The following is a 21,146-nucleotide window of genomic DNA, read 5'->3' on the forward strand; positions in this document are numbered from 1 at the left end:
CAAGGGATTGCCGAATTTCACTACATTTGGCGTTGACGGACCCCACTACCCCCACTATCTTGTGGCCGTCGGTCGCAGCAACCCCAATTCCAAGGGATGCCCGGGGTACCCATCCGCGATCGCCAACGGCAGTGGCAGGCGCAGGGTCTCATCCCCTGCGACGCCGTCCTGCCATCCTGGGCTGTCATGTCCCGGGCTGCGTCACCCGATGCATCGAGCACCCACCAATCACGCCAAGAGGACACACGCCGTGACCACCGAATCCAGCGCCACCATCGAGAAGGAAAGCGAATTCCTGTTGACGTCGCCGCCGACGGCCAACGCGATGAGTGTGACCAAGCGCAATGGCACGACCGAACTGGTGGACCTGAACAAGATCGTGCGCGCGGTGCAGCGTTCCTCCGAAGGCCTGCACGCCGTCGATCCGATGCGCGTGGCCACCCGCACCATTTCCGGCCTGTACAACGGCGCCACCACCCGCGAGCTGGACGAACTGTCCATCCGCACCGCCGCCCTGCTGATCGGTGAAGAGCCCGAATACGGCCGCCTGGCTGCGCGCCTGCTGGCCAACTACATCGCCAAGGAAGTCTCCGGCCAGGAAATCTACGCCTTCTCGCAGTCGGTCAGCCGTGGCCATGAAGTCGGCCTGATCAACGACCGCCTGCTGAACTTCGTGCAGACCAACGCACGCAAGCTCAACGATGCCATCGACATCTCGCTGGACCTGAACTTCGATTACTTCGGCCTGCGTACCCTGTACGACCGTTACCTGCTGCGCCACCCGCACACCCGCAAGGTGATCGAGACCCCGCAGCAGTTCTTCCTGCGCATCGCCAGCGCGCTGAGCGAGGACGTGTCCGAGACCCTGGCGCTGTACAAGCGCATGGGCAACCTGGACTACCTGCCGTCCAGCCCGACCCTGTTCAACTCCGGCACCACCCACGAGCAGCTGTCCTCGTGCTTCCTGCTGGACTCGCCGCAGGACTCGCTGGAGTCGATCTATGCCAAGTACGGCGACATCGCCCAGCTTTCCAAGTTCTCCGGCGGCATCGGCGTCAGCTATACCCGTGTGCGTTCGCGTGGTTCGCTGATCAAGTCGACCAACGGCCACTCCAACGGCATCGTGCCGTGGCTGAAGACCATGGATTCGTCCGTGGCCGCGGTGAACCAGGGCGGCAAGCGCAAGGGCGCGGCCTGCGTGTACCTGGAAACCTGGCACGCCGACATCGAGGACTTCCTCGAGCTGCGTGACAACACCGGTGACGAAGCCCGCCGTGCGCACAACCTGAACCTGGCCAACTGGGTGCCGGACCTGTTCATGAAGCGCGTCGAGGCCGACCAGGAATGGTCGCTGTTCGATCCGCGCGTCGTGCCGGAGTTCACCGACCTGTTCGGCGAAGCCTTCGAGCAGGCCTACCTGCAGGCCGAAGCCCAGGGCAAGGCCAACCGGACCATCTCCGCGCGCAAGCTGTACGCCCGCATGATGCGTACGCTGGCCGAGACCGGCAACGGCTGGATGACCTTCAAGGACAAGTGCAACCGCGCCAGCAACCAGACCCTGCGTCCGGGCAACGTGATCCACCTGTCCAACCTGTGCACCGAAATCCTGGAAGTCACTTCCAACGATGAAACCGCGGTGTGCAACCTGGGTTCGATCAACCTGGGCAACCACTTCGACGAGCACAACGAGTTCGACTTCGAGAAGCTGGCCGAGACCGTGCGCCTGGCCGTGCGCCAGCTCGACCGCGTCATCGACCTGAACTTCTACCCGATCGAAACCGCCCGCCGCGCCAACCTGCGCTGGCGTCCGGTCGGCCTGGGCTGCATGGGCCTGCAGGACGTGTTCTTCCGCAAGCGCCTGCCGTTCGACAGCGCCGAAGCCCGCGCCCTGTCGAAGAAGATTGCCGAAGCGATCTACTTCCACGCGCTGGAAACCTCCTGCGAGCTGGCCCAGGAACGCGGCAAGCACCCGTCGTTCAACGACACCCGTGCCGCCAGCGGCGAACTGCAGTTCGACGCCTGGAACGTGGTGCCGGAAGACACCGCACGCTGGGATGCCCTGCGTGAGCGCATCAAGGAACACGGCCTGCGCAACTCGCTGATGATCGCGATCGCCCCGACCGCGACCATCGCCTCGATCGCCGGCTGCTACGAGTGCGTCGAGCCGCAGGTGTCCAACCTGTTCAAGCGCGAGACCCTGTCCGGTGACTTCCTGCAGGTCAACCGCTACCTGGTGAACGAGCTGAAGAAGCTGGGCCTGTGGACCGCCGACATGCGCGATGCCATCAAGCTGGCCGAAGGTTCCATCGCCGGCGTGGCGCAGATTCCGGAAACGCTGCGCGAGGTCTACCGCACCGCGTGGGAACTGCCGATGCGCTCGCTGATCGACATGGCCGCCGAGCGTGGCGCCTTCATCGACCAGTCGGCCTCGCTCAACCTGTTCATGGAAAGCCCGAACATCGGCGCGATGTCCTCCATGTACATGTACGCCTGGAAGCAGGGCATCAAGACCACCTACTACCTGCGTTCGCGCCCGGCCACCAAGATCGCCAAGACCACGGTGAGCAGCGCGGCCCCGGCCAAGGTGTTCAGCCCGGACGAAGCCATCGCCTGCTCGCTGGAAAACCCGGAAGCCTGCGAGGCCTGCCAGTAACACGCCGCGCGGTGGCTGCCGACCGTTGGTCGGCACTCGAACACCTCGCACCTGTAGAGCCGAGCCATGCTCGGCTGCAGCACGGAAACACCAAGGTAGCGCCGGGCCACGCCCGGCGTTTTGACCCGAGAATTCAAGGAAACACCCATGGCCGACAAGCCCAAGCAGATGCTGCTCGATCCCGGTTTTGAACTGACCCTGCGCCCGATGCGCTACCCGCAGTTCTATGACATGTACAGGAACGCGATCAAGAACACCTGGACGGTGGAAGAGATCAACTTCCAGATCGACATCACCGACCTGCACAGCAAGATGTCGCCGGGTGAGCGCCACCTGATCCACCGGCTGGTCGCGTTCTTCGCCACCGGCGACTCGATCGTGTCCAACAACCTGGTGCTGAACCTGTACCAGCACCTCAATGCGCCGGAAGCGCGCATGTACCTGTCGCGCCAGCTGTATGAAGAAGCGCTGCATGTGCAGTTCTACCTGACCCTGCTCGACAATTACCTGCCGGATCCGGAAGAGCGCGCCAAGGCGTTCTCGGCGGTGGAGAACATCGACTCGATCAAGAAGAAGGCCGACTTCTGCTTCAAGTGGATCGACTCGATCCAGAGCCTGACCCGCATCGAGACCCGCGAACAGCGCCGCCAGTTCCTGCTCAACCAGATCTGCTTCGCCGCTTGCATCGAAGGCCTGTTCTTCTTCGCTGCCTTCGCCTACGTGTACTACTTCCGTTCGCGTGGCCTGCTGCCGGGCCTGGCCTCGGGCACCAACTGGGTGTTCCGCGACGAGAGCGCGCACATGGAGTTCGCGTTCGAGTCGGTGCGTGTGGTGCGTGAGGAAGAACCGGACCTGTTCGACGAAGAGATGAAGCAGCAGGTCTACGACATGCTGGCCGAGGCGATCGAGTGCGAAGTGCAGTTCGCCGAGGACGTGCTGTCCGGCGGCGTGGCCGGCATTTCCACCCGCGACATGCGCCAGTACCTGCAGCACTGCGCCGACCAGCATTTCGCCAAGCTGGGCATGGAAAAGAAGTACAACGTGCGCAACCCGCTGCCGTTCATGGAACTGCAGGACGTGCAGGAACTGACCAACTTCTTCGAACGCCGCGTCTCGGCTTACCAGGTCGGCGTGCAGGGCGAAGTGGCCTTCGACATGAACTTCTGATCGAACCGGTCAAGCCTGTCGCAACGAAAAACCCCGGCGATCGCCGGGGTTTTTTGTTGCGCGCCTGGCTTTTGCAGAGTCGATCCATGCTCGACTGCTGTCCGCGAAGATCAGTCGAGCATGGCCCGACTCTACAAAGAGCGGCTATCGCCGCCCTTCCACCGTCATGCGCACCGCCAGCCCGGCCAGTACCGTGCCCATCACCCAACGCTGCACCATCTGCCAGGTGGGGTGCGCGGCCAGGAAGCCGGCGATGCTGCCAGCGGTCAGCGCGATCATGCCATTCACGCTGACACTGACCAGGATCTGGGTGGAGCCCAGCACGATCGACTGCATCAGCACGCTGCCTTCGCTGTCCGGGTGCAGGAACTGCGGCAGCAGCGACAGGTACATCACCGCCACTTTGGGGTTCAGCAGATTGGTCAGGAAGCCCATCGTGAACAACTTGCGCGGGCTGTCCTGCGGCAGGTCGCGCACTGCAAACGGCGAACGGCCACCCGGCTTGAGCGCCTGCCAGGCCAGGTACAGCAGGTACAGCGCGCCGCCAATGCGCAGCGCGTCGTAGGCGAACGGTACCGTCATCAGCAGGGCGGTGATGCCCAGCGCCGCGCACAGCATGTAGAACACGAAGCCCAGCGCCACCCCGCCCAGCGAGATCAGTCCCGCCATCGGCCCCTGGCAGATCGAGCGCGAGATGACGTAGATCATGTTCGGCCCGGGCGTGATCACCATGGCCAGCGAGACCAGTGCAAAGGCCAACAGGTCGGAAAGTGCGGGCATGGGCGGTCCTGGCAGTGGGCGTGGCGCAGTGTAGCGCCTGCCATGGGCGGGGCCTGCGCAGGCACCGCTGCCAGGTGGCCATTGCGCATGCGTTCCGATGGCCGTCACGCCGGTCGCATAAAATTACCGGACCCCACACACCGAAGCACCCCCCATGACCCCGATCCCCGAGACCGTGCCGCCCACCGAAGTGCGCATGGCCGAAATCGTCTTCCCGAACCACACCAACCACCTCGGCACCCTGTTCGGTGGGCAGGCACTGGCGTGGATGGACAAGGCGGCCTTCCTGGCCGCCGCCCGCTATTCGCGCCGCACGGTGGTGACCGCGCGCAGCGACCAGGTCGACTTCAAGCTGCCGATCCGCATCGGCCAGATGGTCGAGACCATCGGCCGCATCGTCGAAGTCGGCCGCAGCTCGATGAAGGTCGAGGTGGAGCTGGTCGCCGAAGACCTGCATAGCGGCGAGCGCAAGCTGTGTACCCGCGGCCACTTCGTAATGATCGCGCTGGACGAGGAAGGCCACCCGATCGCGGTGCCACCGCTGCCGGCGGCCTGACCCGGCCAACGGACCGGCGCTTGCGGGGGCGCCGCCGCGCCCCCATCTGGCAGCCATGATCCCGCCACTGACCGACTTCATCGACCGCGCCCAGCGCCTGTTCGTGCTGACCGGCGCTGGCTGCAGCACCGCCTCGGGCATTCCCGATTACCGGGATACCGACGGCCAGTGGAAACGCACGCCGCCGGTGACCTACCAGGCCTTCATGGGCGAGGCGGCCACCCGCCAGCGCTACTGGGCGCGCAGCCTGCTGGGCTGGCCGCGCTTCGGCCTGGCCCGGCCCAATGGCACCCACCAGGCCCTGGCTGCCCTGGAAAGCCGCGGCAAGCTGCAGGTGCTGCTGACCCAGAACGTGGACGGCCTGCACCAGCGGGCCGGCAGCCGCAACGTGATCGACCTGCATGGCCGACTGGATCGGGTGCGCTGCATGGGCTGCGAACGCCGCAGCGGCCGCGAGGACTTCCAGCAGCGCCTGCTGGACGCCAATCCGGGCTGGGACGCGCTGAAGGCCGGTATCGCCCCGGATGGCGATGCCGATCTGGAGACCGATTTCTCCAGCTTCGTGGTGCCCGATTGCCCGTCCTGCGGCGGCCTGCTGAAGCCGGACGTGGTGTTCTTCGGCGAAAACGTGCCCCGTGAACGCGTGGCAGCGGTGCATGAGCACCTGCAGCAGGCAGACGCCGTGCTGGTGGTGGGTTCGTCGCTGATGGTTTATTCCGGCTTCCGCTTCGTGCAGGCGGCGGCCAGGGCAGGGCTGCCGGTGGCGGCGCTGAACCGCGGCCGCACCCGTGCCGACGACCTGCTGCAGTTCAAGGACGAGCGCGATTGCGCCGAGGCGCTGGCAGGGCTCGTTACCGGGTAGCGCCGGGCCATGCCCGGCGGAAACGGGGTGCCGCGCCGCACGTTCGCCGGGCATGGCCCGGCGCTACCCATCATGCGTCCCCGCGAAACAGCGATCCATCCAGATGGTTGATCCGCGAGCCGCGCGGCGGTGCAATACGCACCCCCTACGTCGTTCATCACCGTCTTGAGCCAGCTGTTCTCGCCGATTTCGTTCGGCCCCCTGACCCTGTCCAACCGCATCGTCATCGCGCCGATGTGCCAGTACTCCGCCGAAGACGGTCGCGCCAGCGACTGGCACGCCATGCACCTGGGCAACCTGGCGCAGTCGGGCGCTGGCCTGCTGATCCTGGAAGCCACCGCGGTCGAGCCGCGCGGCCGCATCAGCTGGGCCGATCTGGGCCTGTGGGACGACGGTACCGAAGCCGCGTTGGCACAGGTGCTGGCCAGCGTCCGCCGCTGGTCGCCGATGCCGCTGGGCATCCAGCTCGGCCACGCCGGCCGCAAGGCCTCGGTGAAGCGCCCGTGGGACGGCGGCGGCCAGTTGCCAGCCGATGATGCGCGTGGCTGGTCCACCGTGGCGCCGTCGCCGCTGCCGTTCCATGCCGGCGATCCGGCACCGCAGGAACTGGACGAGGCCGGCATCGCCGAGGTCATCGCCGCCTTCGCCGCCAGTGCGGTGCGCGCCGAGCGCCTGGGCTTCGAGCTGATCGAGCTGCATGCCGCGCACGGCTATCTGCTGCACCAGTTCCTGTCGCCGCTGAGCAACCGCCGCACCGATGGCTATGGTGGCTCGCTGCCGAACCGCCTGCGCCTGCTGGTGGAAGTGTTCGACGCGGTGCGTGCGGCAGTGTCCGACAAGGTCGCCGTGGGTGTACGCATTTCCGCCAGCGACTGGGTCGACGGTGGTTGGGATCTGGTGCAGAGCGAAGCGCTGGCCCAGGTGCTGGACGCGCGCGGCTGCAATTTCCTGCATGTCTCCAGCGGCGGCCTGGACGAGCGCCAGAAGATCACCGTCGGCCCGGGCTACCAGGTGCCGTTCGCGGCGGCGATCAAGGCCAAGGTGCGCATGCCGGTCATCGCTGTGGGCATGATCACCGAGCCCGAGCAGGCCGAATCGATCCTGCGCCATCGCCACGCCGATGCCGTGGCCCTGGCGCGCGGCATCCTCTACGACCCGCGCTGGCCGTGGCATGCCGCCGCCGCGCTGCGCGACAGCGTGGAACCGGCGCCGCAGTACCTGCGCTGCGAGCCGCGCGACGCGCGCGGCGTGTTCAAGGCGCGCTGAGGCTCACACCCGCCAGGCCGGCGCCATGCCGGCCTGCAGGTGCTCGAACAGCGCGCGGATCTTGGCGGTGAAGTCGCGGCGGTCGCTGACGCAGAAATAGACCTCCATCGGCTCCGGGCGCCACGCCGTGTCGGCGCCGAACACCGCCTGCAGGCGGCCATCGCGCAGGTAGGGCTCGGCCACGAATGCGGCCAGCCGGGTGATGCCGGCACCGGTCGCGGCAAGCGTTGCCAGTGCATCGATGTCATCGCAGACCATGCTCGGCGGCAGTGCGGCGTCCACGCGCTGGCCATCCTTCAGCAGGCCCCAGCGCAGCGGCCGGCCATCGGTGGGGAAGCGGTGCAGCAGCCCGCGATGACCGCTCAGCTCGGAGGGCTGCTGCGGGGTGCCGTGCGCTTTCAGATAGGCCGGCGAGGCACAGAACACGAAGGGCACGCGTGCCAGCTGCCGTGCGACCACGCCATCTTCCAGCTGCGCACCGATGCGGATGCTGGCATCCACCGCTTCCGGGCCATGCTGCACGGCGCGGTCGGTCAGGCGCAGCTCCAGCTGCAGTTGTGGGTAACGCTGCTGCAGTGAAGGCAGCAAGGGGGCAAGCACATGGCGACCGAAGGCGCTGCTGCTGGCGATGCGCAGCGGCCCGGCCGGCTCGATGTCACCGGCAGTGACCATCGCCTGCGCGCGCGCCAGGTCGGCTTCGATGTGGCGCACCTGCGCCAGGTACAGCGCGCCGGCCTCGCTGAGGGCCAACTGGCGCGTACTTCGGTTCAGCAACCGTACCCCCAGATGCGCCTCCAGCCGGTTGATGTTCTGGCCGACTGCGGTGGCGCTGATGCCAAGGATGCGGGCCGCGGCGGCAATGCTGCCGGTCTCTGCGGTGCGGGTGAAGCTGCGGATCAGTTGCAACAGGTTCATGACCGACCAGCTTGCCACGGGGAGTTCCAAGTATCGCTTGGGACTGAACCAAGCAGGTCGGTTGCATCGGTGACCATCGATCCGGCAGGCAGGTCGCTGCCCTACACTCGAGCCATGCGCCCCGATTCCATCCTCACCCTGTCCTGCCCCGACCGTACCGGTATCGTCTACCGCGTGTCCGGCCTGCTGTTCGACCACGGCTGCAACATCCTCGACGCCCAGCAGTTCGGCGACGAGGAGAGCGGCCGCTTCTTCCTGCGCGTGCATTTCGACCGCGATGCCAGCCTGCCGCTGGAGACCGTGTACGCTGCCATGGCCACGCTTGCCGAAGGCTTCGGCATGGACTGGCAGCTGCATGATGGCCGCCGCCGCGCACGCCTGCTGGTGCTGGTCAGCAAGCAGGGGCACTGCCTCAACGATCTGCTGTTCCGTGCCCACAGCGGCCAGTTGAAAGTCGACATCGCGGCAGTGGCGTCCAACCACGCCGATTTCGCGCCATTGGCAGCGTCCTACCAGGTGCCGTTCCACCATCTGCCGGTGACCGCCGATACGCGTGCGGTGCAGGAGCAGCAGATCATCGACCTGGTCGAGCGCGAGCGCATCGATCTGGTGGTATTGGCGCGCTACATGCAGATCCTGTCACCCACGCTGTGCCGCGCACTGGCCGGCCGTGCGATCAACATCCACCACAGCTTCCTGCCCAGCTTCAAGGGCGCGCAGCCGTATCACCAGGCGCACGCGCGCGGGGTCAAGATCATCGGTGCCACCGCGCACTATGTCACCGAGGATCTGGACGAAGGCCCGATCATCGAACAGGACGTGGCCCGCGTGGACCACGCGATGGCACCGCGCGAACTGGTGCGGCTGGGCAGCGATACCGAATCGCTGGTGCTGGCGCGCGCGGTGCGCCGCCATGTGGAGCACCGCATCCTGCTCAACGGGCACCGAACGGTGGTGTTCCGGTAATCGCCCATCCCGCGTCCGCCGGGCATGGCCCGGCACTACCGAATCCTGATTTCATCCAGTGAAAAGCCCCCGGTTCGGCCGTCCCGCGATCTGTAGGGGGGCGTAGTTGGGGGGCTGGATGAATCGATTGTGTTGTCGTGGGCAGGAGCGCGCAAGCGGCATAAGCGACGTGCGCGGTAGCGCCGGGCCATGCCCGGCGGTCGCCCGTCAGATGATCGCAATCCCCGCCTTGCCCAGCGCCTCGCGCACCATCGTATCGTTGGCCTCGGTCACCGGCCGGGTCAGCTCCCACAGGAACTTCACCCGGAAGCCGGACTTCACCGCGTCCTGCGCGCTCCACAGTACGCAGTAGTCGCGGGCCAGGCCGCACACATGCACTTCGCGGATGCGGCGCTCGTGCAGCCAGCCGGCCAGGCCGGTAGCTGGGCGCTCGCCATCGGGGCCATGGTTCTCGCGGAAGGCGCTGTACGAATCCACCTGTTGGCGCGTGCCCTTGCGCAGGATCAGGTCGGCCACGGTCCAGTCCACGCCCGGGTGCAGGGCGGCACCGGCGCTGCCCTGCACGCAGTGGTCCGGCCATAGGGTCTGCGGCTGCGCGTGCAGCAGGATGGTCTCGAAGGGGCGTTGGCCGGGGTGCTGGCTGGCGAACGAGGCATGGTCGGCCGGGTGCCAGTCCTGTGTCGCCACCACGGTGCGGTAGCGGCGCTGCGCCAGCAGACCGGCAATCGGTACCACCAGCGCATCGCCCTGGTCGCAGGCCAGCGTACCGCCGGGCATGAAGTCTGGCTGCAGGTCGATCACCAGCAGGGCGACATCGGCGGGCAGGGCGGTCATGGCAGGTCCACTACAACGTGAAGGGGCGACCAGCGTGGCCGCCCCGGCGGCACAGGTCAATCGCCCTGCGGCGTCCCAGCGTCCTGCCCGTAGTACAGCAGGCCGATCTTGATCCGCTCACGGCCATTCTCGCGGCGATGGCGGTTGGCATCGCGCAGCGAGTACACGCAGCCGCAGTACTCCTGCTGGTAGAACTGCTCGCGCTTGCTGATCTCGATCATGCGGCTGGCACCGCCGCCCTTGCGCCAGTTGTAGTCCCAGTACTGCAGGCCCTCGTAGCGCGACGCGGCGCGGATGCCGCAGTCGTTGATCTGCGCCATGTTCTTCCAGCGCGAGATGCCCAGCGAAGAACTGATGGTGTCATAGCCGTGTTCGTGCGCGTACAGCGCAGTGCGCTCGAAACGCATGTCGAAGCACATCGTGCAGCGGATGCCGCGTTCGGGCTCGTTCTCCATGCCGCGCGCACGGCTGAACCAGTTGTCGGTGTCGTAGTCGCAGTCGATGAACGGGATGCCGTGCTGCTCGGCGAAGCGGATGTTCTCCTGCTTGCGCAGCTCGTATTCCCTCACCGGGTGGATGTTGGGGTTGTAGAAGAAGATCGCGTAGTCGATCCCGGAGGCGGTGATCGCCTCCATCACTTCGCCGGAGCAGGGCGCGCAGCATGAATGCAGCAGCAGGCGCTTGCCGTCGGCGGGCAGGGTCAGGGTGGGACGTTGGAGCTCGGTCATCGTCAGGTACCGCATGGACCGCCGGCAACGGCGGTGGCCCATGCATCAGCGCGTGGGTGAACAGGTCTGGCCGGATACCGTGAAAAGGACGCGCGCGGCCGCATCGCCTGCACGCGCAGGACAACGACGGCCCCGGCAACCTCCCCGCGGAGATTCCAGGTCGAATCAGGGGACGGTCGTGTCCCCCGGCCGGGGCCGGTATTCGGGCTGATGGACACGGGCCGCAGCCCACCTACTACCTGCCGCTTCCCAGGCGCGAGCCCAGTGCTGTTGGCAGGATTCGTTTCCATTCACCGCTGCGGGGCAGCTCCGGAATGGGCGCGCGAGGCGCCTTCACCGGATTCCCGTTTAAATCCCGGCCGCCATCAATGCCACGGCCGGGATACCTTCGGCGTGCCCACGGTGGACGCGTCGAGGCCAATGGTCAAGGGCCAATCAAAGCGCAGGGCTGTGGCTCGTTTCTCAGGCTGTGAGAGCCCCTCTTGCCATACTGTGCATCGACAGACGGGAGGTGGCTCGTGGCGGCGAAGTACTGCGATCTGGTCATGAAAGGCGGCATCACCAGCGGCATCGTGTACCCCAATGCGGTACTGGCGCTGGCGCGCGAGTATCGCTTCAAGAGCATCGGCGGCACCTCGGCCGGCGCCATCGCTGCGGCGGTGGCGGCCGCGGCAGCCTGCGGTGATCGCCGCCAGCAGGCGGGCGAGCACCTGCCTGGCGATGCCGGCTATGGCGGGTTGTCGGCGGTGTCGGCGCAGCTGTCGCGGCGCGGCTTCATCTACAGCCTGTTCCAGCCGGCACGGGGCGCGCGTGCGGCCTATCGGCTGCTGGTGGTACTGACCGGCAATGCCCGCCTGCCGCACAAGCTGCTGTGCCTGGCCGTTGCCGTGTTCGAGATCGCGCCGCTGGAAGTGCTGGTGTCGCTGGCGCTGCTGCTCGGCCTGGGCTGGTGGGGTGGTGGCTGGAGCGGCGTGGCCGCCACGCTGCTGCCGTCGCTGCTGTGCGCTTACGGTGCCGGCGTGGCCGGTGCCGCGCTGCGGGTGGCGCGGGTGGCGCGGCGCAATCTGCTGGGCCTGTGCAGCGGCCTCGGCCGTGATGCACGCAAGCCGGCGTTGACCGAGTGGCTGCACGAGCGCCTGCAGCAGTTGTCCGGCAAGCCGCTGGATGCACCGCTTACCTTCGCCGACCTGCACGATGCACCGCGCTATGCCGGCGAGCCGGACAGCCCGCATGCGATCAGCCTGCAGATGATCACCACCTGCGTGTCGCACAACGAGCCGCGTACGCTGCCGCTGGGTGGCGCGCAGTTCTGGTTCCTGCGCGAGGAGTTCGAGCAGCTGTTCCCGTCCAGCGTGGTGCAGTGGCTGGTGGATCAAGCTGGCCCGCCGTTGGAGGTGGAGGGGCGACGGTACTACCACCTGCCGCAGGGCCCGAAGCTGCCGGTGCTGGTGGCCACGCGCATGAGCCTGAGCTTCCCGTTGCTGATCAGCGCGGTGCCGCTGCATGAGCCCTCGCGGCGCGAGCGTCGCTGCGAACCCACCGCGCCTGCCGCCGACCAGGAGCACAACGTGGCCGACAGCATGGAAGGGCTGACCAGTGCCGGGCAGACCTGTGGCCCGGTGATCACCGCCTTCCGCATCTGCTGGTTCTCCGATGGCGGCATCAGCAGCAACTTCCCGATCCATCTGTTCGATGCCGCCTTGCCGCGCTGGCCGACCTTCGCCATCAACCTGGTCTACCCGCAGCACGCTGAAGAGGTGGGACACGGCAGCAGCGGCCGCCAGTCGCTGGAACACGCGGTGTTCCTGCCCACCGAAAACCGTCATGGCTGGCAGCGCACCTATCAGTCGATCGCCACGCCGTTGGCGGCCGCGGAACTGGGGCGTTTCCTGTTCGCGGTGGTGGCGACCATGCAGAACTGGCGCGATCTGCTGCAGGCGCGCGCGCCGGGTTACCGCGACCGCATCGTGCACGTCAGCCTGCAGGGCGACGAAGGCGGCATGAACCTGGACATGCCGCAGGAGGTGCTGACCCGCATCGCCGACAAGGGCAGCCTGGCGGGCGCGCGCTTCTGCTCATTCTCGTTCGAGAACCACTACTGGATCCGCTGGCGCAACCTGGCCTCGGCCTACCAGCGCTACACGCTGGAAGTGGCGCGCACCGATGACCCGGCGCAGCAGGTGCTGGCCTACCGCGCGGCGTACGCGATGGTTGCCACTGGCCAGCCGACGCCACCGTCATACAAGCTGGGTTCGGAAGACAAGCGGCTGGCCTCGCAGCAGCTGTGGGGGTTGATGGTCGAACAGGGTCGCAGCTGGGAGGACCTCGGCCCCGACCTCACCGACGGCGCACCGCGCCCGTTGCCGCAGATGAAGGTGACGCCGATCTACTGACCCGGTAGTAGATCCACGCCTTGCGTGGATCCACCGTGTCGACCAAGGTCGACACCTACCAGAGCAATACGTCGTTCCGACAGATGGAAGGAAACTGTCGAAGGCGGGGTGGTGTCGGATTGCGGGGTGTCCGCGGCATGGATGCCGCGGCCAAGCCCCCAGGGACGGGTTCACGGCGTCCCCGCAATCCGACACCGCCCCGCCATCCCACGGAACGCCAGCTTTTGCTGTTGCTGTTGCTTCGGCTTCGGCTTCGGCAGGTGCAGGGCGCAGCCCTGCCGAACCAACCCTACCGCCCCGGCAATTGCGCGAACGCGCGCTGCATGCAGTCCTCGCGCGGGCACACCCGGCAGCCCGGGCCAATCGACACCGAATTGCCCGGGCTCTGCACATCCAGCCCCAGCGAATACACCAGCCGCTCGGCATGCTGCAGGTCGCAGCCCAGCGCCACCGCGAAGGTCTTGCGCGGCTGGCCATGCCCCACCGGCCCGCTGCTGACCTGCCGTGCCAGCCAGAAATGGCGGCGCCCATCGGGCATGCGCGCCGTCTGCGTAAGGATGCGCCCGGGCTGGTTGAACGCCTCGTAGACGATCCACAGCGGGCACGACCCACCCACCTGCGAGAAATGGAAATCGGTGGCCGAATGGCGCTTGGACACATTGCCCGCACGGTCCACGCGGATGAAGAAGAACGGCAGCCCCGGCGCACTGCGCCGTGCCAGTGTGCTCAGCCGATGGCACACCGCCTCGAAGCCGACGCCGAACTGATGCGCCAGCAGTTCGATGTCGTAGCTGCTGGCCTCGGCCGCACGCAGGAAGCGCATGTACGGCATGACCAGCGCGCCGGCGAAATAGTTCGACAGGCCGATGCGCGCCTGCGCGATGCGTGCCTCATCGGTGAAGCCGGCACGCGCCACCACCGCATCGATCTGCGGCAGGTAGCCGTGCAGGGCCAGTTCGGCGGCCATCTGGAACGCCTGCTGGCCCGGTTCCAGGTAATCGGGCAGCCACAGCCGCCGTGCACCGGCATCGAACTGGCGCTTCTCGCGCCCGGCCTGCAGCGCCGCCACTTCCACCAGCACGCCATGGCGGTCGGCCAGCAGCTGGCGCAGGCGTGGTGCCACATGCCCGGGCGACAGCCCCCACTCGGCGAACAGGCGCTCGGCCAGTTCGTCCAGCTCGGGGATGTGGTTGTGCATGCGGTTGAAGAACTCGCGCACCTGGTCACCGGCGGGCAGGGTGCTGCCGGCACCCGGCTCGCCCAGCTGGAATTCCAGGGCGGCGGCATGTTCGCGCAGCGCCAGGTGGCGCCGATGCAGGTCCAGCAGGGCGCGGCTGACCTGCGGCAGGTTGCCGGCCAAGGCGCGCAGCTCGGTCGCGCTCACCTCCGCCAGGCCCAGGTCGCGCAGGGTCTCGCCCAGTGCCTCCTGCAGTGCGGCGGGCTCATCTTCGTCGAACAGCGAGGAAACGTCGCCCAACACCTCACCCAGCTTCTTCTGCACCGCCGGCGTCAACGGGCGCTTGTTACGCTCGATCTGGTTCAGGTAGCTGGCCGACAGCCCCAGCGCACGTGCCAGGTCGGCCTGGCTATAGCCGCGCTGTTCGCGCAGCCGCAGCAGGCGCAGGCCAAGTTGACGCTGGGTGGCTGAATAATTCACAGAATTAACATGAATCGTCTGGCGTGTTGGCCAGATTAAGCGGATTCAGCCCGGAAATCGAGGTGGGTGCTGTGAATAATGCCAAGCATCTTTCGAGCCCGTGGGATTGTCATCATGACTGTTGCAGCGCCCCGTATCCGCATGCTGATCGATGGCCAGTTCATCGAATCGGCCACCTCCCACTGGCAGGACGTTATCAATCCGGCCACCCAGGACGTGCTGGCCAAGGTGCCGTTCGCCACCACCGGCGAAGTGGACGCCGCCGTCGCCGCCGCCAAGGAAGCCTTCAAGACCTGGCGAAAGACCCCGATCGGCACCCGTGCACGCATCTTCCTGAAGTACCAGCAGCTGATCCGTGAGCACATGAGCGAGCTGGCCCACATCCTCACCGCCGAACAGGGCAAGACCCTGCCGGACGCCGAAGGCGATGTGTTCCGCGGCCTGGAAGTGGTCGAGCACGCCGCCGCCATCGGCAACCTGCAGCTGGGCGAGCTGGCCAACAACGTGGCCAATGGCGTGGATACCTACACGATCATGCAGCCGCTGGGCGTGTGCGCCGGCATCACCCCGTTCAACTTCCCGGCGATGATCCCGCTGTGGATGTTCCCGATGGCCATCGCCACCGGCAACACCTTCATTCTCAAGCCGTCCGAGCAGGACCCGATGGTCACCATGCGCCTGGTCGAACTGGCGCTGGAAGCCGGCATTCCGAAGGGTGTGCTGAACGTCGTCCACGGTGGCGAGGAAGTGGTCAACGCGATCTGCGACCACCCGGACATCAAGGCGGTTTCGTTCGTGGGTTCCACCCGCGTCGGCACCCACGTCTACAACCGCGCCTCGCTGGCCGGCAAGCGCGTGCAGTGCATGATGGGCGCCAAGAACCACGCTGTGGTGCTGCCAGACGCCAACAAGGAACAGACCCTCAATGCGATGGTCGGTGCCGCCTTCGGTGCCGCTGGCCAGCGCTGCATGGCCGCCTCCACGCTGGTGCTGGTCGGTGAAGCGCGCAATTGGGTGCAGGACCTGGTGGCCAAGGCCCAGACGCTGAAGGTCAGCGCCGGCACCGTGGCCGGCACCGATGTCGGCCCGGTCATTTCCTGCAGCGCCCGCGAGCGCGTGGAAGGCCTGATCGCCTCGGGCGTGGAGCAGGGCGCCAAGCTGGTGCTCGATGGCCGCAAGCCGCAGGTGGATGGCTTCGAGAAGGGCAACTTCGTCGGCCCGACCATCTTTGCCGGTGTCACCCCCGACATGCGCATCTACCAGGAAGAAATCTTCGGGCCGGTGCTGGTCATCCTCGAAGCGGAAACGCTGGAAGACGCCATCGCGATGGTCAACAGCAACCCCAACGGCAACGGCACCGCACTGTTCACCCAGTCCGGCGCCGCCGCGCGCAAGTTCCAGGAAGACATCGACGTCGGCCAGGTCGGCATCAACGTGCCGATCCCGGTGCCGGTGCCGTTGTTCTCGTTCACCGGTTCGCGCGCGTCCAAGCTGGGCGACCTGGGCCCGTACGGCAAGCAGGTGGTGCTGTTCTACACCCAGACCAAGACGGTCACCGCGCGCTGGTTCGATGACGAAACGCTGAGCCACGGCGTCAACACCACGATCAGCCTGAAGTAACGGCAGGAGCAGCCATGAGCCACTCGATGACGACGGAACTGGAAGAAGCGCAGCAGGCGTACCGCGAGGCTGCGCGCGACTTCGCACAGGCCGAACTGGCGCCACACGCCGCGCGATGGGATGCGGAGGGCATCTTTCCGCGCGAGGCGATCGCCAAGGCCGGTGAACTGGGCTTCTGCGGTCTGTACATGGATCCGGAAGTGGGCGGCAGCGGCCTGAGCCGACTGGACGCCGCCGTCGTCATCGAGGAGCTCGCCAACGTCGATCCGTCGACCGCGGCCTACATCAGCATCCACAACATGGCCTCGTGGATGGTGTCCACGTGGGGCCAGCCGGCACTCCGCGATGCGTGGGGCACCGACCTGTCTTCGGGCAACAAGCTGGCCTCGTACTGCCTGACCGAGCCGGGCGCCGGTTCCGATGCGGCCTCGCTGAAGACCACCGCCGTGCGCGATGGCGACTTCTACGTGCTGAACGGCGCCAAGGCCTTCATCTCCGGCGCCGGTGCCACCGAACTGCTGGTGGTGATGGCGCGTACCGGCGGTGCCGGTGCAGGTGGCGTCAGCGCCATTGCCGTGCCGTCGGACCTGCCGGGCATCAGCTTCGGACGCAAGGAAGAGAAGATGGGCTGGAACAGCCAGCCCACCCGTGGCATCACCTTCGAAAACGTTCGCGTGCCGGTCAGCCACCTTCTGGGAGAGGAAGGCGGTGGCTTCAAGCTGGCGATGAAGGGGCTGGATGGTGGCCGCATCAACATCGCCGCCTGCTCGCTGGGTGCTGCGCAGGGCGCATTGGATGCCGCGCGCCGCTACATGGGCGAGCGCCGCCAGTTCGGCAAGGCGCTGGCCGAGTTCCAGGCACTGCAGTTCAAGCTGGCCGACATGGTCACGCAGCTGGTGGCCGCGCGGCAGATGGTACACACCGCCGCGCGCAAGCTCGATGCCGGTGCCAGCGACGCCAATGTGTGGTGCGCGATGGCCAAGCGTTTTGCCACCGATGCCGGCTTCAACATCTGCAACGAAGCCCTGCAGATCCACGGTGGCTACGGCTACATCCGCGAATACCCGATCGAGCGCCTGCTGCGCGACAGCCGCGTGCACCAGATCCTGGAAGGCACCAACGAGATCATGCGGGTGATCGTTGCCCGTCACCTGCTCAACACCGAAGAGGAACTGCGATGAAGGATTGGCGTACCCAGGAGCACGTGGGCCTGAAGGTCGAGGCCGATGGCCACACCGCCGTGGTCACCCTGCACAACCCGCCCGCGCATACCTGGACCGTGCACAGCCTGTCGGCGCTGCGCGACCTAGTCGGCGCGCTCAACGCAGACCGCGACATCTACGCGCTGGTGATCACCGGCGACGGTGAGAAATTCTTCTCCGCCGGTGCCGACCTCAACCAGTTCGCCTCCGGTGACAAGGCCGCTGCACGTGAAGCCGCGCGCCGCTTCGGCGAAGCTTTCGAAGCGCTGTCCGGGTTCCGTGGCGTGTCGATCGCCGCGATCAACGGCTACGCCATGGGCGGTGGCCTGGAATGCGCGCTGGCCTGCGACCTGCGCATCATCGAAGACCACGCCCAGGTCGCGCTGCCGGAGGCCACCGTCGGCCTGTTGCCGTGCGCCGGTGGCACCCAGAACCTGCCGCGCCTGGTGGGCGAGGGATGGGCCAAGCGCATGATCCTGCTGGGCGAGCGCATCAACGCCGAGACCGCACTGCGCATTGGCTTGGCCGAAGAAAAGGTCGGCAAGGGCGAATCCAAGGCACTGGCGCTGGAATGGGCGAAGAAGGCCGGCAAGCAGAGCCCAACCAGCATCGCCGCCTGCAAGACCCTGGTGCAGTCCACCCGCACCGGCACCCACGCCTCGGCGCTGGTGGCCGAGCGCGAAGCCTTCGTCGACCTGTTCGACACCGCCGACCAGGTCGAGGGCGTGACTGCCTTCCTGGAAAAGCGCACCGCGCAGTGGAAGAACGCATGAGCACCGACACCGCTGCCGACAACGCACCGGTGCTGTTCGAAGAGCGCGTGGCCGGCAACGGCGCGCGCATCGGCATCGCCACGCTCAACGCGCCGCGCACGCTCAATGGTTTCTCGCTGCCGATGGCGCACCTGTTGCTGAAGCAGCTGAATGCCTGGGCCGATGACGACGGCATCGCCATGGTGGTGCTGCAGGGTGCCGGTGAGAAGGCGTTCTGCGCCGGCGGCGACCTGCACAGCCTGTACAAGGCCATGGTCGCCTTCCGCGAAGAAGGCCGCAGCGATATCCGCGAGAACGACTACGCCGCTGAATTCTTTGACGTCGAGTACCGCGTCGATTACCTGATCCACACCTACACCAAGCCGATCCTGTGCTGGGGCCAGGGCATCGTGATGGGCGGCGGCATCGGCCTGATGTCCGGTGCCAGCCACCGCGTGGTCAGCGAACGTTCCAAGCTGGCCTTCCCGGAAATCACCGTGGGCCTGTTCCCCGATGTCGGTGGCAGCTGGCTGCTGCCGCGCGTACCGGGCAAGGGCGGCCTGTTCCTGGCCCTGACCGGCGCGTTGCTCAATCCGGGCGATGCCATCTATGCCGGCCTGGCCGATGTGCACGTGGCCGAAGAGCGCCGCAGTGCAGTGTTCGATGCGCTGCTGCAGGTGGCCTGGTCCAGTGATGCCGCACACAATCACGAACGCCTGACCCATCTGCTGCAGTCGCATGCCAGCGATGCCGCCACCGGTCCACTGCTGGCCCACGCGGCGCAGGTCGATGCGTTGTGCGAAGGCGATGACCTTGAAGCCATCGTTGCGCGCATTGCCGGCCTGCAGACCGACGACGCCTGGTTGCAGGCGGCTCAGAAGACCCTTGCGGCCGGCGCACCGGGTTCGGCACGGTTGGCGTACGAACTGCAGCGCCGCAGTGCCGGCCAGGACCTGGCCAGTGTCTATCGTCTGGAGTACATCACCGCGCTGCACTGCGCCGCCCACGGCGATTTCGCCGAAGGCATCCGCGCGCTGCTGATCGACAAGGACCGCAACCCGCAGTGGAACCCGGCCACCCTGGCCGAGGCCAGCGGCGCGTGGGCCGACACCTTCTTCGCTTCCCCCTGGGCCGATGCCGCGCATCCGCTGGCCGACCTGGGCACTCCCCTTGTTGAAAGGAGCCTTGCATGAGCCGCATTGCATTCATCGGGTTGGGCAACATGGGTGGCCCGATGGCCGCCAATCTGGTCAAGAACGGCCATACCGTGCGCGTGTTCGATCTGGTCCCGGCCGCGGTGCAGGCCGCCGTCGATGCCGGCGCCAGCGCGGCGGCATCGGCGCGCGAAACCCTGGCCGATGCGGAGGTGGTGATCTCGATGCTGCCGGCCAGCCGCCACGTCGAAGGCGTGTATCTGGGCGACGATGGCATTCTTGCCGCGATTCCGGCCGGCGCACTGGTCATCGACTGCAGCACGATCGCACCGGCCAGCGCCCGCAAGGTCTCTGAAGCCGCTGCCGCGCGTGGCCTGCAGATGATCGACGCGCCGGTATCCGGCGGTACCGCCGGTGCCCAGGCCGGCACCCTGACCTTCATCGTCGGTGGCGAAGAGGACGCGCTGGAACGCGCGCGCCCGGTGCTGCAGGCGATGGGCAAGAACATCTTCCACGTGGGCGCCAGTGGTGCCGGCCAGGTCGCCAAGCTGTGCAACAACATGGCGCTGGGCGTGATCATGGCGGTGACCGGTGAAGCCATCGCCCTGGGCGTGGCGCACGGGCTGGACCCGAAGGTGCTGTCGCAGATGATGGCAGTCAGCACCGGCCGCAGCTGGGCCACCGAAGTGTGCAACCCGTGGCCGGGCGTGCTGGAGAATGCGCCGGCCTCGCGCGGTTACAGCGGCGGCTTCGGCAGCGACCTGATGCTGAAGGACATGGGCCTGGCGGTGGAAGCGGCGATGAGTGTCGGCGCCTCGATCCCGCTGGGCGAAGTGGCCCGCAATCTGTATTCGATGAACCACCAGGCCGGCCGCGGCAAGCTGGATTTCTCCAGCGTCGTGCAGCTCATCACCAGCGACCGGTAACCGGTCGCTGGTCCGCGCATTCCACCTTATCCCCGCGCCGTTGGCGCACCCCCTTGAACAACAAGGGGGCTCTCCTCCAGAAGGATGGATGCGCGCCGTAGCGAATGCGTCCCCGGCCGCGCGCCGGGGCCCACCCGAGGTGGGATGGGCGGATGCCCGGTTTCGACCGGCATCCGCCCATTTTTTTGCCTTTCATGTTGGTAGTGCCGGCCGCTGGCCGGCAGCACCGCATCAGGCAACGATCAGCGTCACGTCGATGTTGCCGCGGGTGGCGTTGGAATACGGGCACACGATGTGCGCCTTCTGCACCAGCTCTTCCACCTGCTCGCGCGGTACGCCCGGCACGTTGATGGTCAGCTCGGCTTCGATGCCGAAGCCGGTCGGGATCTGGCCGATGCCGACCTTGCCGGTCACGGTGGTGTCGGCCGGCAGCGCGACCTTGGCCTGGCCGGCCACGAACTTCAGTGCGCCCAGGAAGCAGGCCGAGTAGCCAGCCGCGAACAGCTGTTCCGGGTTGGTGCCCGGACCGCCGGCGCCGCCCAGCTCGCGCGGGGTCGACAGCTGGATGTCCAGCACGTTGTCGGAGGAGACGGAACGGCCTTCACGGCCGCCGGTGGAGGTGGCCTGGGCGGTGTACAGAACCTTTTCGATGGACATCGTGATGCTCCTGGTCGGTGGGTGGGTGTTGCGTTGGAGCCTACTTTGCCCGGTTTTC

General features: G+C 66.9%; 18 protein-coding genes and 1 riboswitch. Of the genes, 12 read left to right on the plus strand and 6 right to left on the minus strand.

Going from position 1 to position 21,146, the window contains the following annotated elements; genetic code table 11:
- Positions 1-250: 250 nt before the first annotated feature.
- Both ARC63_RS16265 and ARC63_RS16270 read left to right on the plus strand, forming a co-directional pair.
- Positions 251-2,653 (plus strand): ribonucleoside-diphosphate reductase subunit alpha, encoded by a 2,403-nt coding sequence (locus ARC63_RS16265; protein WP_057503822.1) that lies wholly within the window; start codon positions 251-253, stop codon positions 2,651-2,653.
- Between the two features lie 147 nt (positions 2,654-2,800).
- Positions 2,801-3,820: a ribonucleotide-diphosphate reductase subunit beta gene (locus tag ARC63_RS16270; protein ID WP_005407669.1), complete on the plus strand. Its 1,020-nt coding sequence runs from the start codon at positions 2,801-2,803 to the stop codon at positions 3,818-3,820.
- 144 nt (positions 3,821-3,964) lie between these two features.
- On the opposite strand, the gene ARC63_RS16275 is transcribed toward ARC63_RS16270, so the two are convergent.
- A complete protein-coding gene (locus tag ARC63_RS16275) occupies positions 3,965-4,600 on the minus strand; it encodes a LysE family translocator (RefSeq protein WP_010487036.1) in 636 nt (211 codons plus the stop codon).
- Positions 4,601-4,754: 154 nt separating this feature from the next.
- On the opposite strand from ARC63_RS16275, the gene ARC63_RS16280 reads away from it, so the two are divergent.
- The 3 genes from ARC63_RS16280 to ARC63_RS16290 all read left to right on the plus strand — a co-directional run bounded on the left by ARC63_RS16280 (position 4,755) and on the right by ARC63_RS16290 (position 7,284).
- Positions 4,755-5,156 (plus strand): acyl-CoA thioesterase, encoded by a 402-nt coding sequence (locus ARC63_RS16280; protein ID WP_004153688.1) that lies wholly within the window; start codon positions 4,755-4,757, stop codon positions 5,154-5,156.
- 55 nt (positions 5,157-5,211) lie between these two features.
- Positions 5,212-6,018, plus strand: coding sequence for an NAD-dependent protein deacetylase (locus ARC63_RS16285; protein WP_057503823.1), 807 nt, complete (start codon positions 5,212-5,214; stop codon positions 6,016-6,018).
- Positions 6,019-6,183: 165 nt separating this feature from the next.
- Positions 6,184-7,284, plus strand: a complete 1,101-nt coding sequence (locus tag ARC63_RS16290; RefSeq protein ID WP_043400603.1) for an NADH:flavin oxidoreductase/NADH oxidase — start codon at positions 6,184-6,186, stop codon at positions 7,282-7,284.
- A 3-nt stretch (positions 7,285-7,287) separates the two neighbouring features.
- Here the strand turns inward: ARC63_RS16290 and ARC63_RS16295 are convergent, their stop codons facing one another.
- On the minus strand, positions 7,288-8,199 hold the full coding sequence (locus ARC63_RS16295; protein ID WP_010487028.1) for a LysR family transcriptional regulator: 912 nt from the start codon (positions 8,197-8,199) through the stop codon (positions 7,288-7,290).
- A 114-nt stretch (positions 8,200-8,313) separates the two neighbouring features.
- On the opposite strand from ARC63_RS16295, the gene purU reads away from it, so the two are divergent.
- Entirely contained in the window at positions 8,314-9,165 is an 852-nt protein-coding gene (gene purU, locus ARC63_RS16300; protein WP_029550788.1) for a formyltetrahydrofolate deformylase, read from the plus strand.
- Positions 9,166-9,372: 207 nt separating this feature from the next.
- Here purU and pncA read toward each other — a convergent pair whose 3' ends face one another.
- Both pncA and ARC63_RS16310 read right to left on the minus strand, forming a co-directional pair.
- Positions 9,373-9,999, minus strand: a complete 627-nt coding sequence (gene pncA, locus ARC63_RS16305; protein ID WP_049409976.1) for a bifunctional nicotinamidase/pyrazinamidase — start codon at positions 9,997-9,999, stop codon at positions 9,373-9,375.
- Between the two features lie 56 nt (positions 10,000-10,055).
- On the minus strand, positions 10,056-10,742 hold the full coding sequence (locus tag ARC63_RS16310; RefSeq protein ID WP_082587898.1) for an epoxyqueuosine reductase QueH: 687 nt from the start codon (positions 10,740-10,742) through the stop codon (positions 10,056-10,058).
- 161 nt (positions 10,743-10,903) lie between these two features.
- Positions 10,904-11,118, minus strand: a riboswitch (cobalamin riboswitch).
- A 154-nt stretch (positions 11,119-11,272) separates the two neighbouring features.
- On the opposite strand from ARC63_RS16310, the gene ARC63_RS16315 reads away from it, so the two are divergent.
- Positions 11,273-13,120, plus strand: a complete 1,848-nt coding sequence (locus ARC63_RS16315; protein WP_057503858.1) for a patatin-like phospholipase family protein — start codon at positions 11,273-11,275, stop codon at positions 13,118-13,120.
- A 289-nt stretch (positions 13,121-13,409) separates the two neighbouring features.
- Here ARC63_RS16315 and ARC63_RS16320 read toward each other — a convergent pair whose 3' ends face one another.
- A complete protein-coding gene (locus ARC63_RS16320) occupies positions 13,410-14,777 on the minus strand; it encodes a helix-turn-helix domain-containing protein (protein ID WP_010487019.1) in 1,368 nt (455 codons plus the stop codon).
- Between the two features lie 114 nt (positions 14,778-14,891).
- Here ARC63_RS16320 and ARC63_RS16325 point away from each other — a divergent pair, with 114 nt between their 5' ends.
- The 5 genes from ARC63_RS16325 to mmsB are packed head-to-tail and all read left to right on the plus strand — an operon-like array spanning position 14,892 to position 20,431.
- Positions 14,892-16,397: a CoA-acylating methylmalonate-semialdehyde dehydrogenase gene (locus ARC63_RS16325; protein ID WP_057503824.1), complete on the plus strand. Its 1,506-nt coding sequence runs from the start codon at positions 14,892-14,894 to the stop codon at positions 16,395-16,397.
- A gap of 14 nt (positions 16,398-16,411) precedes the next feature.
- On the plus strand, positions 16,412-17,578 hold the full coding sequence (locus ARC63_RS16330) for an acyl-CoA dehydrogenase family protein (protein WP_057503825.1): 1,167 nt from the start codon (positions 16,412-16,414) through the stop codon (positions 17,576-17,578).
- Entirely contained in the window at positions 17,575-18,372 is a 798-nt protein-coding gene (locus ARC63_RS16335) for an enoyl-CoA hydratase (protein WP_049431358.1), read from the plus strand. The genes ARC63_RS16330 and ARC63_RS16335 overlap by 4 nt, the downstream gene beginning before the upstream one ends.
- A complete protein-coding gene (locus tag ARC63_RS16340; protein ID WP_057503826.1) occupies positions 18,369-19,544 on the plus strand; it encodes an enoyl-CoA hydratase/isomerase family protein in 1,176 nt (391 codons plus the stop codon). Before ARC63_RS16335 ends, ARC63_RS16340 begins: the two co-directional genes overlap by 4 nt.
- Positions 19,541-20,431, plus strand: coding sequence for a 3-hydroxyisobutyrate dehydrogenase (mmsB, locus tag ARC63_RS16345; protein ID WP_049464149.1), 891 nt, complete (start codon positions 19,541-19,543; stop codon positions 20,429-20,431). The genes ARC63_RS16340 and mmsB overlap by 4 nt, the downstream gene beginning before the upstream one ends.
- 231 nt (positions 20,432-20,662) lie before the next feature.
- On the opposite strand, the gene ARC63_RS16350 is transcribed toward mmsB, so the two are convergent.
- A complete protein-coding gene (locus ARC63_RS16350; protein ID WP_004153735.1) occupies positions 20,663-21,088 on the minus strand; it encodes an organic hydroperoxide resistance protein in 426 nt (141 codons plus the stop codon).
- Between the last annotated feature and the right edge of the window lie 58 nt (positions 21,089-21,146).

Source organism: Stenotrophomonas geniculata ATCC 19374 = JCM 13324 (genome assembly GCF_001431625.1).
Taxonomy (GTDB): domain Bacteria; phylum Pseudomonadota; class Gammaproteobacteria; order Xanthomonadales; family Xanthomonadaceae; genus Stenotrophomonas; species Stenotrophomonas geniculata.

Coding starts and splice junctions, on each gene's coding strand:
- mmsB (WP_049464149.1), top strand. CDS start 19,541: ATGAGCCGCATTGCATTCATCGGGTTGGGCAACATGGGTGGCCCGATG.
- pncA (WP_049409976.1), bottom strand. CDS start 9,999: ATGACCGCCCTGCCCGCCGATGTCGCCCTGCTGGTGATCGACCTGCAG.
- ARC63_RS16315 (WP_057503858.1), top strand. CDS start 11,273: ATGAAAGGCGGCATCACCAGCGGCATCGTGTACCCCAATGCGGTACTG.
- ARC63_RS16325 (WP_057503824.1), top strand. CDS start 14,892: ATGACTGTTGCAGCGCCCCGTATCCGCATGCTGATCGATGGCCAGTTC.
- ARC63_RS16285 (WP_057503823.1), top strand. CDS start 5,212: ATGATCCCGCCACTGACCGACTTCATCGACCGCGCCCAGCGCCTGTTC.
- ARC63_RS16280 (WP_004153688.1), top strand. CDS start 4,755: ATGACCCCGATCCCCGAGACCGTGCCGCCCACCGAAGTGCGCATGGCC.
- purU (WP_029550788.1), top strand. CDS start 8,314: ATGCGCCCCGATTCCATCCTCACCCTGTCCTGCCCCGACCGTACCGGT.
- ARC63_RS16275 (WP_010487036.1), bottom strand. CDS start 4,600: ATGCCCGCACTTTCCGACCTGTTGGCCTTTGCACTGGTCTCGCTGGCC.
- ARC63_RS16340 (WP_057503826.1), top strand. CDS start 18,369: ATGAGCACCGACACCGCTGCCGACAACGCACCGGTGCTGTTCGAAGAG.
- ARC63_RS16330 (WP_057503825.1), top strand. CDS start 16,412: ATGAGCCACTCGATGACGACGGAACTGGAAGAAGCGCAGCAGGCGTAC.
- ARC63_RS16295 (WP_010487028.1), bottom strand. CDS start 8,199: ATGAACCTGTTGCAACTGATCCGCAGCTTCACCCGCACCGCAGAGACC.
- ARC63_RS16270 (WP_005407669.1), top strand. CDS start 2,801: ATGGCCGACAAGCCCAAGCAGATGCTGCTCGATCCCGGTTTTGAACTG.
- ARC63_RS16310 (WP_082587898.1), bottom strand. CDS start 10,742: ATGCGGTACCTGACGATGACCGAGCTCCAACGTCCCACCCTGACCCTG.
- ARC63_RS16335 (WP_049431358.1), top strand. CDS start 17,575: ATGAAGGATTGGCGTACCCAGGAGCACGTGGGCCTGAAGGTCGAGGCC.
- ARC63_RS16350 (WP_004153735.1), bottom strand. CDS start 21,088: ATGTCCATCGAAAAGGTTCTGTACACCGCCCAGGCCACCTCCACCGGC.